Source organism: Actinomadura rifamycini DSM 43936 (genome assembly GCF_000425065.1).
GTDB classification, from domain to species: Bacteria; Actinomycetota; Actinomycetes; order Streptosporangiales; family Streptosporangiaceae; genus Spirillospora; species Spirillospora rifamycini.
In genome coordinates, this window is the sequence record NZ_AULB01000015.1 from 89,645 (window position 1) to 105,596 (window position 15,952).

The window sequence follows — 15,952 nt, forward strand, 5'->3', positions numbered from 1 at the left end:
TGCCATGCGGCGGGTGACGGCGGGCTCAGCGGGACGTGGACGGCGCCTCGGGCTTCGTGCGGATGTGGTGGCGGCCGATGGGGAGCATGAGGGGGCGGCCGGAGACGGGGTCCTCGATGATGCGGCTGTCGAGGTCGAAGACGGTGCGGACGGTGTCCTCGGTGAGGACGTCGCCGGGAGCGCCGGACGCGTGGACGCGGCCGCCCGCGAGGGCGATCAGGTGGTCGGCGTAGCGGGCGGCGAGGTTGAGGTCGTGCAGGACCATGACGATCGTCGTGCCGCGGGACCGGTTCAGGTCGGTGAGCAGGTCGAGGACGTCGACCTGGTGGCTCGGGTCGAGGAACGTGGTGGGCTCGTCGAGCAGGAGCAGGTCGGTCTGCTGGGCGAGGGCCATCGCGATCCACACCCGCTGGCGCTGCCCGCCGGAGAGTTCGTCGACGGCGCGGTCCGCGAGGCCGGTGGTGCGGGTCGCTTCGAGGGCGGCCGCGACCGCCGCGTCGTCCTCGCCGTTCCAGCGGGCGAAGAGGCCCTGGTGGGGGTGGCGGCCGCGGGACACCAGGTCGAGGACGGTGATGCCCTCGGGCGCGATCGGCGACTGGGGCAGGAGGCCGAGGGTGCGGGCCAGTTCCTTCGCGGGCATCCGGTGCACCTCGCGGCCGTCCAGGACGACCCGTCCGCCGCGGGGCGCGAGGAGGCGGGAGAGGGAGCGCAGCAGCGTCGACTTGCCGCAGGCGTTCGCGCCGACGATGACCGTGACCGCGCCGGGCGGCACCGTCATGTCGAGGGACTCGACGACGGTGCGGTCGCCGTAGCCGAGCGTGAGGCTTTCGGCCACGAGGGTGTGGGACGCGGTCATAGGGAGCCTCCGGCCCGGTGCGTGCGGACGATCAGGTACATGAGGTAGGGGGCGCCGAGGACGCCGGTGACGACGCCGACCGGGTAGCGCAGGTCGAACGCGAACTGCCCGGCGAAGTCGGCGACGAGGACCAGCAGGGCGCCGACGAGCCCGGCGGGCAGCAGCAGGGAGCCGCCCGTGCCGATCAGGCGGGCCGCGATGGGGCCGGACAGGAACGCGACGAACGCGATCGGTCCCGCGGCCGACGTGGCGAACGCGATCAGCCCGACCGCGGCGACGACCACCGCGATGCGGGTGCGCTCGACGCGGACGCCGAGGGCCGACGCGGTGTCGTCCCCGAGTTGCAGCGCCGACAGGTCGCGCGCCAGGAACAGCAGGACGGGCGCGAGGACGAGCAGCGCGACGAGGGTCGGCACGACCTCGGTCCAGGTGGTGCCGTTGAGGCTGCCGGTCAGCCAGCGGGTGGCCTCCTGGAGGTCCCACTCGCCGGCGCGGGACAGGACGTAGGAGGTGACGCTGTCGCCGATCGCGGCGGTGCCGATGCCGATCAGGATGAGCCGCATGCCGGCGACGCCGTCCCGGAACGCCAGGACGTACATCAGCAGGGCGACGGCGAGGGACGCGACGATCGCGAAGACCGACACCTGGGTGCCGCCGAGGCCGAACACGACGATCGCGACGGCCGCGGCCGCGCTCGCGCTCGAACTGATACCGATGATGTCGGGGCTGGCGAGGGGGTTGCGCAGCATCGTCTGGAACGTGACACCGCCCAGCCCGAACGCGAACCCGGCGGCGACCGCGAGGACGGCCCGGGGCAGCCGGAGCCGGCCGACCGTGAAGGACGCGCCGGGCACCTGCTCGCCGAGGACCACCCGGACGACGTCGCCGGGCGGGTAGAACGACCGGCCGACCATCAGCGAGACGGCGAACCCGGCGAGCACGAGCACGGCGAGCGTCCCGAGGACGGCGCGGCGCCGGGCGGCGCGCCGGCGGCGGCCGCGGGCGACGGCCTGGACGGCGGACGGCCGGACGGCGGCGGGGGCCGGGGCGCTCACAGCTCACGCACCTTCTGACGGCGGACGATGTGGATGAGGAACGGCGCGCCGATGATCGCCGTGATGATGCCGACCTCGATGTCCTCGGGCCGTGCGATCACGCGGCCGACGACGTCGGAGAGGGTGAGCAGCGACGCGCCGACGAGGACCGTGGACGGCAGCAGCCACCGGTGGTCGACGCCGACGAGCAGCCGGCAGGCGTGCGGGACGAGCAGCCCGACGAAGGCGATCGGCCCGGCGACGGCGGTCGCCGCGCCGCACAGGACGACCGCGCCGAGGGCCGCCGCCGCGCGGATGAGGGCGACGCGCTCGCCGAGCCCGGCCGCGACGTCGTCGCCGAGCGCGAGCGAGTTCAGGCCCCGCGCGGACAGCAGGCAGATCGCGAAGCCGGCGGCGAGGAACGGCAGGACCTGCCCGATGCGCTCGTAGGATCCGCCGCCGACGCCGCCGATCTGCCAGAGCCGGAAGCCCCCGGCGATGTCGTTGCGGGGCAGCACGACGGCGCTGACCAGGGACGCGAACGCCGCCGACGCCGCGGCGCCCGCGAGCGCGACCTTGAGCGGGGTGGCGCCGCCGCGGCCGAGGGAGCCGACGGTGTAGACGAACACGGCGGACACCGCGGCCCCGGCCATCGCGACCCAGATGTAGGCGGTGGGCGACGACAGCCCGAGGAACGCGACGCCGCAGACGACGGCGAGCGACGCGCCCATGTTGACGCCCAGGATCCCCGGGTCGGCGAGGGGGTTGCGGGTCACGCCCTGCATGACGGCGCCGGACAGGGCGAGCGCCGCGCCGATCAGCACCGCGAGCAGGGTGCGCGGGATGCGCTTGGCGACGGCCGCCTGCCCGATGGTGTCCTGCGCGCCGCCGAGCGCGGCCCAGACGTCCGCCCAGGCGACGTTCCGCGAGCCGAGCACGACGGACGCGAGCATCGCCGCGGCCAGGACGGCGACCGCGGCGAGCAGCCACAGCACGCGCACGCGCGCCGGACGCCGCACGAGGGCGGCGTCCGGCGGGCGTTCGGTGTCGGCCGTCGTCACTTGACTTTGGCGGCCGCTTCGGCGAGAGCCTTGACGTAGTCCTCCAGGACCCACGAGATCGCCAGCGGAGTCGGGTTGGCGGCGGTGCCCGCCGGGGTGGTGCCGGACATCAGGTAGACCGAGCCGCGCTCGATGGCGGGGACCTTCGACAGCAGCGGGTCGTCGCTGATCTGCTCGCGCAGCTCGGCGTCGCCGTAGCCGACGATGATGTCGACGTCGTCGAACATGTCAATCCGCTCGGAGCTGACGGTCTGGGAGAACTTGTCCGATTCCTTGGACGCCTCGGCGATGCTGCCGGGGGTCGTCATCCCGAGGTCCTCGAAGAACAGCGTGCGGGTGTCGTGGGTCGTGTAGAAGCCGACCTCGCTGACGTCGTTGGGGTCCATGTGCGTCATGAACATCGCCGACTTGCCCTTGAGCCCCGGGTGCTTCGCGACGGCCGCGGAGATGTCGCCCTCGATGTCCTCGATCAGCTTCTCGGCCTCGGCGTCGAGCCCGATCGCCTTGGCGTTGACCCGGATGACCTCGCGCCACGGCGTCGCCCAGGGCGCGTCGGGGTAGGCCACGACGGGGGCGATCTCGCTGAGGGTCGCGTAGTCCTCCTTGGTGAGGCCCGAGTACCCGGCGAGGATCACGTCCGGCTCGGTGTCGGCGACGGCCTCGAAGTCGATGCCGTCGGTCTCGTCGAACAGGACGGGGCGTTCCGCGTTGAGCTCCTTGAGCTTCTCGTCCACCCACGGCAGGACGCCGTCGCCGTCGTCGTCGCCGAAGTTGGCGGCGGCCATGCCGACCGGGACGACGCCGAGGGCCAGCGGCACCTCGTGGTTGGCCCAGTTGACGGTGGCGACCCGTTCCGGTTTCTTCTCGACGGTGGTGGTGCCGAGCGCGTGCTCGATCGTCACGGGGAACGTTCCCGCGCCGCCGCCGGCGCTCTGTTCCGTGCTTTCCGACGAGTCGCCGCAGGCCGTGATGGTGCCCAGCAGAAGGGTCGCCGCCGCGATGAGGTGCAGGCCACGTGGACGTTTCAAACCGCTCTCCACCTTTGGAATCCGCCGCAAGCGCCAACCGACTTAGGTAAGGCTTGCCTTCGTGCGCACCTTAGGAGAAATGACCGACTTGTCGCAATCACCTCTTTGGGACAGCCGTTATCGCGATCGGGACGTCAACGTCCCCGGAACGCCCCCGGCGTCAGCCCGGTCGTGCGCCGGAACGCCGCGCCGAACGCGCTCGCCGAGCGGTAACCGACCTCCTCGGCCACGGCGTCGATCTCCCAGCCGCGTGTGAGCAGCGTCACCGCGTGCTGCGCGCGCGCCGCCGCGACCCACCGCGCGAAGCTCGTGCCCGTCTCCGCGTGGAAGGCGCGGGTGATCGTGCGGGCGCTCACGCCGAGGTGCGCCGCCCAGTCCGCGAGCGTGCGCCGGTCGGCCGGGTCCGCCAGGACGGCGTCCGCGATCGGGCGCAGCAGGGCGGACGACGGCACCTGCAGGAGCAGCTCGCGCGGCGAGGGGACGAGCACGTCCAGCACCATCGCCTCGGTCAGCGCCCGCGACCCGGCGGACAGGCCCGTGCCGGAGAGCCGCTCCAGCAGCAGCCGGAGCAGCGGGGTGATCTCGACGCCGACGGACGACGGGGAGATCGGGTTCACGGCGCCGAACCCGAAGAACGCGGCGCGGCACCACGTGCCCGCGGGCGCCGAGCCGGAGTGCGGCGTGCCCGCCGGCATCCACAGGCCGAGCGCGGGCGTGATCGTCCACACCCGCGACCCCACGGCGGCCGTGGACGCGCCCCGTTCGTTCCACAGCAGCTCGTGGAAGGGGTGCGAGTGCTCGTTCCAGGTGGTGTCCCGGGCGAAGGACTCGTCCCAGTGCAGGATCGTGAACGGCACCTCGGCGGCCTCCGCCGCGTAGGACGGCAGGACGCGCGTCTCCCGGCCCGCCGCTCGGGCGCCGCTCACGCCACGGCCCGCTTTCCCAGGTTCACGGCACCGGCTCACTGCACGGGCACGTTGTCCACGTTGCCGAAGGGGCCGCCGACGAACGTCACCGTGGAGACGTTGCCGGGCGGGGCCGGGATGTAGGCGAAGCCCCGGACGGGCTCCTCCACGCCGGTGCGGAACGCGGCGCCGGTGGAGCCGACGTACGGGGCGGGCTTGCCGGGGGCGGCCTTGCCGACCCGGACGGCCCGGTAGGTGTCGGTGCTCCCGGGGACCTGGATCGCCATCGAGGTGAACACGCCGCCCGGGTAGTCGCGGTGCGGGTACGCCGCGTTCGGGGGCGTGGTGCCGGGCCCCTCGTTCACGATCTCGAAGACGGCGACGATGTAGGCACCGTCCCGGTAGAACGGCTTGACGTCGAGGCGGCGCTTCTGCTCGCCGAACCGGGCGTAGCGGCTGGCGACCTTCGCGCCGTCGGACGCGCGGAACGCGGCGGGCGGGACGGCGGCGCCGCGGCCGTCAGCCGACGCGGTGGTGGAGCCGTTCACGCCCTCGGTGACCTCGCGGACCTCGTACTGGATCTCGACGCGGCGGTTGCGGGCGCGGGCCTTCTCGTCGTCCTTGCCGCCCTCCTTGGCGATGGGCTCGGTCTCGCCCTTGCCGTGCGCGGAGTACTTGAACGCCCCGCCGAGCCGCTTCTCCAGCTCGGCCATGACCGCCTCGGCGCGCTGCCGCGACAGCTTGAGGTTGTAGCCGTCGCTCCCCTTGCTGTCGGTGTGCCCGTTGAAGGTGAGGGGCCGCTTGTTCGGGTCGGCCTTCGCCTTGATCTCCTGGGCGGCCTCGTCGAGGACCTGCTTGGCGCGGCCGGACAGCTTCGCGGAGTCGAACGCGAACAGGACGTCCGTCCGGAGGTTGACGGTGACGTCGGAGCCGCTGGACGTGACGTCCTTGATCTCGCCCTCGGTGATGTCGTACAGGTACGCGGGGTTGCCGCCGTCGCCCTGGCCGCCGTTCGCGGGCGCGCCGCCGGTCCCGGTGACGGGGACGCCCGCGAACTCGCCCGCGGTGCCGGGCGTGATGGCGGTGAGCCGCTGGACGTTCTGCGGGATCGCCGGGTAGGCGGCGGTGAGCCGCTGCGGGGTGTTCGGCGCGAAGTTCTGCGGGGCGGGCGGCGCCGTCGGCTTGTAGAGCCTGCGGCCGACCGGGTCCAGCAGGTCGACGGCGAACGCGACGCTCTTCGGCGCCTGCTCCATCGACGTCACCGTGTAGGTGAGGACGGACGTGGCGCCCTGCCGCTGGACGCCGGTGATCTGGACGCGGGCGTGCAGGGCGGCGTCGCCGAACCAGCCCTCCCTGGCCAGTTCGCCCGGCTGGGCCGCCGGCGTGCTCGCCGTTCCGCTCGACGCGGCCGCCGAGGGCTCGCTCCCCTCCGCGTCGCCGGAGTCGGAGCACCCGGTCGCGAGCAGCAGCCCGGCGAGGAACGCGGCGAGGGGGACGCTCGATGAGGGGCGCATCGGCTCTCCGGTCGGTCGGGGGAGCGGGAGGTCGAGGCTTACGGTAGCGGTCCGGGCACCGGGAGCGCAGCGGCCCCCGCCGCGGTGCGGCGGGGGCCGTGTGCCGGAGGCGGGAGGCGGGCCCGGTCGGGGTGCGAGGTCGAGGGGGCCTCCCCGGCACGTGCGGGACGGCGCGTCAGAACGCCTCTTCGGGCAGCTCCATGGCGTCCAGGGTGGTGGCCTCGGTGACCGCGCGGTCGGCGGCCAGGCGCGGCAGGACGGTCTGGCAGAAGAACTGCGCGGCGGCGACCTTGCCGGTGTAGAACGCCCGGTCGGAGTCGGAGACGTCCCCGCCGCCGAGGGCGGTCAGCGCGACCTCGGCCTGGCGGCAGAGCAGCCAGCCGACGATCAGGTCGCCGAGGGCGAGCAGGAGGCGGCTGCTGTTCAGCCCGACCTTGTACAGCTCCTTCGGGTTCTCCATGGAGGAGAGCGCCCACCCGACCATCGGGTCGAGGATGCCCTGGACGTCGTCGAGGGCGCGGGCGAGGGCGGCGCGCTCGTTCTTGAGGCGGCCGTTGCCGGCGTCGCTCTCGGTGAACGCCTTGACCTCGCCGGCGAGCACCTTCAGCGCCGCCCCGTTGTCCCGGAGGATCTTCCGGAAGAACAGGTCCTGGCCCTGGATGGCGGTGGTGCCCTCGTACAGGGTGTCGATCTTGGAGTCGCGGATGTACTGCTCGATCGGGTACTCCTGCAGGAAGCCGGAGCCGCCGAGGGTCTGCAGCGACTCGGCGCCGAGCAGGGCGTACGCGCGCTCGGACCCGAAGCCCTTGACGATCGGGAGCAGCAGGTCGTTGAGCTTCTCGGCCTGCTCGTCCTTGCGGCCCTCGTGCTCGGCGATCTGCACGGCGTCCTGGTAGGAGGCGGTGAGCAGGACGAGCGCCCGCATGCCCTCGGCGTACGCCTTCTGCGTGAGGAGGCTGCGCCGGACGTCCGGGTGGTGCGTGATCGTGACGCGCGGGGCCGTCTTGTCGGTCATCTGCGTCATGTCGGCGCCCTGGACGCGCTCCTTGGCGTACTCGAGCGCGTTGAGGTAGCCGGTGGAGAGGGTGGCGATCGCCTTGGTGCCGACCATCATGCGGGCGTACTCGATGACGAGGAACATCTGCTTGATGCCCTCGTGCACGTCGCCGACGAGGTAGCCGACGGCCGGGTGCTTCTCACCGAAGGTGAGCTCGCAGGTCGTGGAGACCTTGAGGCCCATCTTCTTCTCGACGTTGGTGACGTAGGCGCCGTTGCGCTCGCCGAGCTCGCCGGTCTCGAGGTCGACCATGTACTTGGGCACGAGGAACATCGACAGGCCCTTGGTGCCGGGGCCGGCGCCCTCGGGGCGGGCCAGCACCAGGTGGAACACGTTCTCGGACATGTCGTGCTCGGCCGAGGTGATGAACCGCTTCACGCCCTCGATGTGCCACGTCCCGTCCGGCTGCTCGACGGCCTTGGTGCGGCCCGCGCCGACGTCGGAGCCCGCGTCCGGCTCGGTCAGCACCATCGTCGCGCCCCACTGCCGCTCCCGGGCCAGCTCGGCGAAGCGCTTCTGCTCGGGGGTGCCGATCTGCCACAGGATCTGGGCGAAGCCGGGGCCGGAGGAGAACATGTAGACGGCCGGGTTGGCGCCGAGGACCTGCTCGGCCACGGCCCAGGTGAGCGAGCGGGGAGCGCCGCTGCCGCCGAACGCGGGGACGAGGTCGAGGCGGTACCACTCGGCGTCCATCCACGCCTGGTAGCTCTTCTTGAAGCTCTCCGGCATGGTGACGCTGCCGTCGGCCGGGTCGAAGACCGGCGGGTTCCGGTCGGCGTCCTCGAACGAGTCGGCGAGCGGCCCCTCGGCGAGGCGGTTCACCTCGTCGAGGATGCTGCGCACGGTGTCCTCGTCCAGCTCCGCGTACGGGCCGCTTCCGAGGAGGTCCTGGCGCCTGAACACCTCGAAGAGGTTGAACTCCAGGTCACGGAGGTTGCTCTTGTAGTGCCCCATTCGAGACTCCGTTCGGCTCGGCGGGCTGCCGACGGCCCCGCACTGCGTACTGGTCAGTAACTCAACGACATGCTACCCGCTGGTAACCAGCGAGAACCACCAGGAAGGCGGCATTCGTCGGGACCCGGGCCACACATGCCTTACCATCGGGCCTACAAAGTGACGCAACTCACATGTACGGCGCAACTCCGTTACCGGTTGGTACACACAAACGAACATTAAGTGACAAACAGGACATTTCGCCCTCAACAGGCTGGTCAACTCATGGTTGGGCGTTTCAGAATCATGTCCCCCGGCCTACGCATCGATTGCCGGGACATCGCTTTCGGAACGATCCTCGCCTAACCCTTGACAAAGCACGGTCTCATCGCTAGCTCTCTCACGTTTCCGGGCGCCATGACCGGATCTGGCAAACGTGAACCAATGGGGGAGCTCGTCCCTCTTACTTGAGGTGGCACGGGGTCGCAAGGGTCTGCGGGTTCTCCCCCGGAGCCCGAGGAGAGGAAGGACTTGAATTGTCGTCTGTCACGGGGTGGCTCGATGATGCCTGGAGTTCGGTGACGGGGGCGTTCTCCAGCGGCGACTGGCGGGACTTCATCCCGCTGGGGTTCGCGGGACTGCTGGTCTGGGGGCTCTGGCTCTACCGGGTGATCCTCTCCCGCATGGACAAGCCGGTCGTGAACAACTTCCGCACGACCGTTTCGGTGGTGGTCCCCTCGTACCGCGAGGACCCCGAGATCATGATGCGCTGCCTGGACAGCTGGCTCGCCCAGAACCCCAGCGAGATCATCATCGTGATCGACGTCGCCGACACCGAGGGGCACCGGCGGCTGGCGCAGGTCACCGACCCGCGCGTGCACGTCCTCGTCTACGAGCACTCGGGCAAGCGGTCGGCGCTCGGCGTCGGCATCCGCGCGGCCCGCGGCGAGATCATCGTGTTCGCCGACTCCGACACCTGGTGGCAGCCCGGCCTGCTGGACGCCGTCCAGATGCCCTTCGAGGACCCCCAGGTCGGCGGCGTCGGCACCCAGCAGAACGTCTACCAGCGCGAGACGAGCGTGTGGCGCCGGATCGCCGACTGGCTCGTCAACCTGCGCTACTACGACTACGTCCCGGCGATGGGCTCCAAGGGCGGCGTCGCCTGCCTGTCGGGCCGGACGGCCGCGTACCGCCGCTCCGTCATCCTCCCCGTGGTGGAGAACCTGGAGAACGAGTTCTTCCTCGGCCGCCGCTGCATCGCCGGCGACGACGGGCGCCTCACCTGGCTGACGCTGTCGCAGGGCTACAAGACGGTGCACCAGTCGTCCGCGCGCGCCATCTCCATGTTCCCCGACTCGTTCCGCGCCTTCTTCAAGCAGCGCATCCGATGGAGCCGCAACTCCTACCGCTGCTACCTCACCGCCCTGTGGAAGGGCTGGCTGTGGAAGACCCCGTTCGTCACCAAGGTCACCGTCCTGCAGATCCTGCTGACCCCCGTGACGATGGGCGTCACGCTCGGCTACCTGATCTTCAGCCGCATCCTCGACAACCTCACCCCGCTCGGCATCACGCTGGCCATCGGCTGGGTGCTGTTCGGCCGCGGCGTGCGCGGCTGGTCGCACCTCAAGCGCCACCCGAAGGAGATCCTGCTGCTGCCGCTGACCGCCCTCGTGATCATCATGATCTCGCTGCCGATCAAGCTGTACGCGTTCATCACCATGAACAAGCAGGGCTGGCTGACCCGCTCCGCCGACCAGGTCGGCGGCGCCGGGCAGAGCGCCAGCTCGCTGCAGGGAGTTGGCTGAGGTGACCTTTCCCACCCCCCTGACGCGGACGCGCGCGATGCGCCCGCCCGGCCCGCTCCGGCGCGGCCCGCGGACGGCGGCGGCCGCCGGGCTCGCGCTCGGCATCGGCCTCCTCCCGGTGGTCGCGCTGCTGCCCGCTCCCCCGGCGCACGCGGCGCCGACCCCCCAGCCCACCCAGGGCGGCCAGCCCACCCAGGGCGGCCAGCCGTCCGGGCAGCCCACGGGCCAGCCGTCCGGACAGCCCTCCGGACAGCCCCAGAACGGTCAACCCCAGAACGGCCAGCCCCAGAACGGGCAACCCCAGAACGGGCAGCAGCAGAACGGGCAGCAGCAGGGCGCGCAGCAGCAGGGCGCCCAGCAGCCCGGGCAGCCGGCCGGTGAGGCGGACACGCAGGCGGCGCTCGTCGACCAGGAGGACCAGCGGATCCTGCAGATCCGGTCCGTCCTGACCGCGATCCTGCAGATCGGCGGGCAGGCGACGGGGCAGTGGAAGCAGCCGCAGATCTTCGGCTCCAGCCACGGCAAGACGCTCGTACTGCCCAACACCGGCCAGGCGTACACGGTCGCCGACCTCGCCAAGTACGGCGGCAAGTACTTCAAGCGGCTGCCGGACGGCTCCTTCCTGCTCGGCATCCCGGTGTACGTCGCCGACGGGGCGGAGCTGACGCTGAAGAACCCCGACGGCCCGCTGGTCCTGCGGATGGGCAGCCTGCCGGGCGCGTTCGCCTCGATCGTCAGCTTCGGCGGCAAGATCGACATCGAGGGCACCGCGCGGAACCCGGTGCAGGTCATCAGCTGGGACCCCCGGACGAACCGCCCCGACACCGAGACCGCGGACGGCCGCGCCTACATCCGCGCGGTCGGCGGCGAGTTCCACGCGAAGCACGCCAAGTTCGCCCAGCTCGGCTTCTGGAGCGGGCGGACCGGCGGCATCGCGCTGACCGGCACCGACCGGCCCCAGAGCGAGTACAAGCGCTACACCAAGGAAGAGCGGCACCAGCGCAAGCAGGAGCGCCTCGAGGCCAACAAGAACCGCGGCGGGGGCGGCGGCCCCGGCGACATCGAGATCCAGGAGCCGGGCGGCACCGCGACCCACGTGCCGGCCGCCGACCTGGTGACCGGTTCCATCGACAACACCACGATCACCGGGAACGCGTTCGGGCTGTTCGTCTCCGGCTCGAACCAGTCGCAGATCACCAACAACCGGATCGAGAACAGCCTGGTGGACGGGCTGGTCATGCACCGGTTCGCCAAGAACGCCAACATCTCGAACACGACGGTGACCGGCAGCCGCGGCGACGGGTTCGTCCTCGCCCGGGCCACCGAGAAGATCCGCGTCACCAACAGCACCGCCGAGGGGAACGGCCAGAACGGCTTCACGGTCAACGGCGCGGCCCTGGCCGAGGGGCCGTCGGCGTCCGGCGAGTCGCTGCAGACGTTCGGCGGCAGCTCGATCAGCAACAGCGTCGCCCGCGGCAACGGCCACTACGGCGTGGAGCTGCTCGGCGGGCACAAGCTGTCGGTGCAGAACAGCAAGATCATCGGCGGTGACATGGGCATCGTCGTGCGGGAGGGCGCCACCGAGGTGCAGATCTCCGGCAACCAGCTCACCGAGCAGGTGCGGCAGGGGATCTCGGTCCGGGACGGCGTCGTGGACGCCAGCCTCGCGGGCAACACGATCGTCGGCGCCCGCACCGGCATCTACCTGCGCGACTCGTCCGGCACGATGACCGGGAACGTGATCAAGGGCGCGGCGGCGCACGGCATCACGTTCGTCGGGGACGCCGACGGCTCGGAGGTCCGCAACAACACCCTGCAGGGCCGGGGGACGAGCGCGGTCAGCACGTCCCGGTCGAGCGGCGACATCGCCGAGGACGACAACAACACCGACGGCTGGACCGACACGGCGTCGCTGTGGATGAAGGCGCGGCGCTACCTGACCCCGATGAACCTGATCTGGGCGGGCGTGTTCTTCATGGTGCTGTTCTCGATGCTGCGGGCGCGCAACGGCGGCCTGCGCATCGGCCGCACCGGCCTGCACCCGTACGAGTTGCAGCAGCCGATGGAGAAGCGGCAGGTGTGGAGCCTGCCGCGCCGCCCCGCCGGCCCCCCGCCCGCCGGTCCGGCCGCCCCGGCGGCCGCGCCCGCGGGCGTCCCGGTCGGCGCCGCCCCGGCGGGCGTCCCCGCCGGGCAGCCCGTCGCGGGACGGCACGCCGCCCCGCCCGGCGGGCCGGTGCCCGTCCCGCAGCCGATCCCGACCGCGGCCGGGCGCCGCGGCGGGAACACGGCGCCGCCGTGGCAGACGGGGCCGAACGGCCCGCAGCCGTCCGGTCCGCGCCCGCAGCCCGCGCCGCCCGCCGCGCGGCCCGCGGCGCCGAACGGCGCGACGACGACCGGGCCGCTGCCGGTGCAGCCGCCCCAGACGCCCCCGCACCCGACGCCGCGCAGCGGCGTCCCGCAGCCGGAACGGAGCTGAGACCGCGATGAACGCACCCGCGAACGCGCCCGGTCCGTCCCGCCCCCCGGGTCCGGCGGCCCCGCCCGCGCCCCCGGCCCCCGTCCCGTCCGGACCGGCGCACGCCGCCCCGCCCCCGAAGAAGGGGCGCGGCAGCAAAATCCTGACGACCGTCCTGGTGCTCGGCCTGGCGGGCGGCGGGACGTACGCGTACCGCGTCTACGCGGACCGCCCGCCGGAGATGCCGGGGGTGAACGACGTGACCTCGACGGCCGCGCAGCAGCAGTCGACGCTGGTCGACCAGGAGGACCTGCGGGTCATGCAGACCCGCGCCCAGCAGGAGTCGGACATCGCGGGCGGCGGGGCGACGGCCGTCCAGGCGCGGCAGCCGCGGCTGATGAGCTCCGCCAACGGCCGGACCCTGATGCTGCCGCAGCGCCGCGAGCCCTACTACGTGTCGGAGCTGCAGAAGCTCGCCGGGGAGGACTTCCAGCAGCTCGGCGACGGGTCGTACCTGCTGAACGTCAGCATCATGGTGGCGGCGGGCGGCAAGCTGGTCCTGCAGAGCTCGACCGGGCCGCTGACGATCCGGATGCGCAGCGTGCCCGGCTCGTTCGCGTCGATCGTGAGCGCGGGCGGGAGCGTCCGGATCAACGGCTCGGCGCAGAACCCCGTCAACATCACGAGCTGGAACGAGGAGACCCGCTCGCCGGACACGAAGGTGAGCGACGGCCGCGCCTACATCCGGGCGATCGGCGGCTCGTTCAGCATGACCTACACGAACGTGAAGCACCTCGGCTTCTGGAGCGGCCGCACCGGCGGCGTCTCGCTGACGGGCTCGGACCGTCCGGACTCCTCCGCCGAGCAGGCCCAGCCGGGGGCGCCGCACCAGGTGCGGATGCCGGACGGCTCGCGCGAGCAGACCCGCGGCAACCAGGACCAGATCGAGGTGCAGGCCGCGAACGGGGCGGGCGGGGCGACCTCCTTCCACGTGCCGCAGGCGAGCCTGGTCAGCGGGACGATCGAGAACTCGACGTTCGACGGCAACGCCTACGGGATCTTCGTGACGGCGTCGAACCAGACGCGGCTCGCGAACAACGAGATCACCGGCAGCCTCGTGAACGGGGTGCTGCTGCACCGGTTCGCGAAGAACGCGACGATCGAGAACACCACGGTGTCGCGGAGCCGCGGCGACGGGTTCGTCCTGTCGCGCGGCACCGAGGGCGTGCGGATCACGAACTGCAACTCCCGGGACAACGGCGGGAACGGCTACACGCTCAACGGGCAGCCGCTCGCGGAGGGCCCGTCCGCGTCCGGTGAGGGGACGACGGCGTTCGGCCAGAACCTCATCAGCGGGAGCGCCGCCGAGAACAACGAGCGGTACGGGTTCGAGATCCTCGGCGGCGACAACGTCGCCGTGCAGAACAGCCGGGTGACCGGCGGCGACATGGGCATCGTGGCCCGCGAGATGGCGACCCAGGTGCAGATCTCGGGGAACCAGATCCGGGGGCCGGAGCGGCAGGGCATCGTGCTGCGGGACGGCGTCGAGGGCGGCAGCGTCGCGGGGAACGTCATCCACGGCACCCAGACCGCCCTGTACGTTCGAGACTCGTCGGTGACGCTGCAGGGCAACACCGTCCAGTCGGCGTCCCGGCACGGCGTCACGCTGAAGGGCGACGTCTCCGCGACGGTCATCGCCGGGAACACCATCAGCGGGTCCGGGTCGAGCGCGCTCGACTACGACCGCGCCAAAGGCCAGTACAAGAACACCGGCAACAACATCAAGGGCTGGAACAAGACCGCCGGTTTCTGGACCTGGGTCAAGCGCGTGTTCAAGCCCATGAACGTCATCTGGGCGGGCGTCTTCCTGCTGGTCGCCGTCTCCATGTTCCGTTCGCGGGGCGCGGGGATGCGGATCGGCCGGCGCGGCGCCCACCCGTACGAGCACCAGACCAAACTCGAGGAGCGCCCCGTGCGCCTGCTCCGCCGTACCGCTCCCGCGGCGCCGCCGCACCAGCAGCGACGGCAGCCCGCGGGGACACGCGTCGACCACTAGGCCCGGCCCATCGGGCCGGTCGGCGCACGGCACGGCACGGCAATGACGCACCAGAGCGGATCCAAGGAGTAGACCGTCCGATGACAGTCAAAATCGATATCAAGTTCCTCGCGGGCCTGCTGATCGGCGCCGTCGTGGTCGGCTCGCTGGTGATCCTTTTCACCGGCGACGACGACGCCGAACCCGGCAACGCGTCGCAGAACTCGTCGCTGGAGCCGGTCGCTCCCGCACCGGGCGCGACCGAGCCGGGCGAGGAGGAGAGCGAGGGCGGCGACGGCGGCGACGAGGGGAACGGCGGCGCGGCCGGACCGGCGCTGACGCTGCCCGTCCCCGAGGGCGAGGGCAAGATCGACTGCCCGTCGCCCACCACGACGGTGAGCGACGCCGCGAGCCTGGAGACGGCCCTGCGGAGCGCCAAGGCCGGCGACGTCATCAAGATGAACCCCGGCACCTACCAGGGCAAGTTCGTCGCGAAGACGGACGGCACCCAGCAGCAGCCGATCTACCTGTGCGGCGACGCGAAGGCGGTCCTGGACGGCGGCGGCGTCGACGAGGGCTACGGCCTGCACCTGGACGGCGCGAACTACTGGCGGCTGATCGGGTTCACCGTCAGCAACAGCCAGAAGGGCGTGATGGGCGACGGCACCAACGGGTCGTACATCCAGGGGCTGACCGTCCACCAGATCGGCGACGAGGCCATCCACCTGCGGAAGTTCTCCACCGGCAACACCGTCCAGTACAACAAGATCTACAACACCGGGATGCGCCGCGAGAAGTTCGGCGAGGGCGTCTACCTGGGCAGCGCCGAGTCCAACTTCAAGAAGATCACCGGCGGGCAGCCCGACAAGAGCGACAACAACGTCGTGCGCGGCAACGTCATCCGGGCCACCGCCGAGGCGGTCGACATCAAGGAGGGCACGTCCGGCGGCAAGATCCTGAACAACGTGTTCGACGGGACGAAGACCGGCGGCAGCAAGCACAACGACTCGTGGATCGACGTCAAGGGCAACAACTACCTGATCCAGGGCAACAAGGGCACCGGGACCCCGCTGGACGGCTTCCAGACCCACGAGATCATCGACGGCTGGGGCAAGAACAACACGTTCACCGGCAACACCATCGACCTGGGCGGCGGCAACGGCGTCGGGATCGCCGACACCAAGGGCGGCAACATCGTCAAGTGCGACAACAAGATGGTGAACGGCGGCAAGCTCACCAAGGACGGGAAGTGCTCCTGACGCGCGGAAC

At 71.6% G+C, this 15,952-nt stretch carries 11 protein-coding genes; 4 read left to right on the forward strand and 7 right to left on the reverse strand.

Features of this window, described 5'->3' with window-relative positions; genetic code table 11:
* Positions 1 to 25: 25 nt before the first annotated feature.
* The 7 genes from H505_RS0115595 to H505_RS0115625 all read right to left on the reverse strand — a co-directional run bounded on the left by H505_RS0115595 (position 26) and on the right by H505_RS0115625 (position 8,409).
* Positions 26 to 856, reverse strand: a complete 831-nt coding sequence (locus tag H505_RS0115595; protein ID WP_026402753.1) for an ABC transporter ATP-binding protein — start codon at positions 854 to 856, stop codon at positions 26 to 28.
* A complete protein-coding gene (locus H505_RS0115600) occupies positions 853 to 1,911 on the reverse strand; it encodes a FecCD family ABC transporter permease (protein WP_026402754.1) in 1,059 nt (352 codons plus the stop codon). Before H505_RS0115600 ends, H505_RS0115595 begins: the two co-directional genes overlap by 4 nt.
* Complete coding sequence (locus H505_RS0115605) at positions 1,908 to 2,951, reverse strand: FecCD family ABC transporter permease (protein ID WP_026402755.1); 1,044 nt, start codon at positions 2,949 to 2,951, stop codon at positions 1,908 to 1,910. The genes H505_RS0115600 and H505_RS0115605 overlap by 4 nt, the downstream gene beginning before the upstream one ends.
* Positions 2,948 to 3,979, reverse strand: a complete 1,032-nt coding sequence (locus H505_RS0115610) for an iron-siderophore ABC transporter substrate-binding protein (RefSeq protein WP_245592531.1) — start codon at positions 3,977 to 3,979, stop codon at positions 2,948 to 2,950. The genes H505_RS0115605 and H505_RS0115610 overlap by 4 nt, the downstream gene beginning before the upstream one ends.
* A 134-nt stretch (positions 3,980 to 4,113) precedes the next feature.
* Positions 4,114 to 4,905, reverse strand: coding sequence for an AraC family transcriptional regulator (locus H505_RS0115615; RefSeq protein ID WP_026402757.1), 792 nt, complete (start codon positions 4,903 to 4,905; stop codon positions 4,114 to 4,116).
* Between the two features lie 35 nt (positions 4,906 to 4,940).
* Positions 4,941 to 6,398 carry an OmpA family protein gene (locus H505_RS47690; RefSeq protein WP_051300725.1) on the reverse strand — a complete coding sequence of 486 codons (1,458 nt, stop codon included), beginning with the start codon at positions 6,396 to 6,398 and terminating at the stop codon, positions 4,941 to 4,943.
* A 175-nt stretch (positions 6,399 to 6,573) separates the two neighbouring features.
* Positions 6,574 to 8,409, reverse strand: a complete 1,836-nt coding sequence (locus H505_RS0115625) for an acyl-CoA dehydrogenase (RefSeq protein ID WP_026402758.1) — start codon at positions 8,407 to 8,409, stop codon at positions 6,574 to 6,576.
* Between the two features lie 515 nt (positions 8,410 to 8,924).
* Between H505_RS0115625 and H505_RS42055 the strand changes: the two genes are divergently transcribed.
* The 4 genes from H505_RS42055 (at position 8,925) to H505_RS42070 (ending at position 15,942) form a co-directional block, all read left to right on the forward strand.
* Positions 8,925 to 10,193, forward strand: coding sequence for a glycosyltransferase family 2 protein (locus tag H505_RS42055; protein ID WP_211238475.1), 1,269 nt, complete (start codon positions 8,925 to 8,927; stop codon positions 10,191 to 10,193).
* Between the two features lies 1 nt (position 10,194).
* Positions 10,195 to 12,669 carry a right-handed parallel beta-helix repeat-containing protein gene (locus H505_RS42060; protein ID WP_157433010.1) on the forward strand — a complete coding sequence of 825 codons (2,475 nt, stop codon included), beginning with the start codon at positions 10,195 to 10,197 and terminating at the stop codon, positions 12,667 to 12,669.
* A 7-nt stretch (positions 12,670 to 12,676) separates the two neighbouring features.
* Positions 12,677 to 14,704, forward strand: coding sequence for a right-handed parallel beta-helix repeat-containing protein (locus tag H505_RS42065; protein ID WP_051300727.1), 2,028 nt, complete (start codon positions 12,677 to 12,679; stop codon positions 14,702 to 14,704).
* Positions 14,705 to 14,784: 80 nt separating this feature from the next.
* Positions 14,785 to 15,942 (forward strand): right-handed parallel beta-helix repeat-containing protein, encoded by a 1,158-nt coding sequence (locus H505_RS42070; RefSeq protein ID WP_084550278.1) that lies wholly within the window; start codon positions 14,785 to 14,787, stop codon positions 15,940 to 15,942.
* Positions 15,943 to 15,952: the final 10 nt, after the last annotated feature.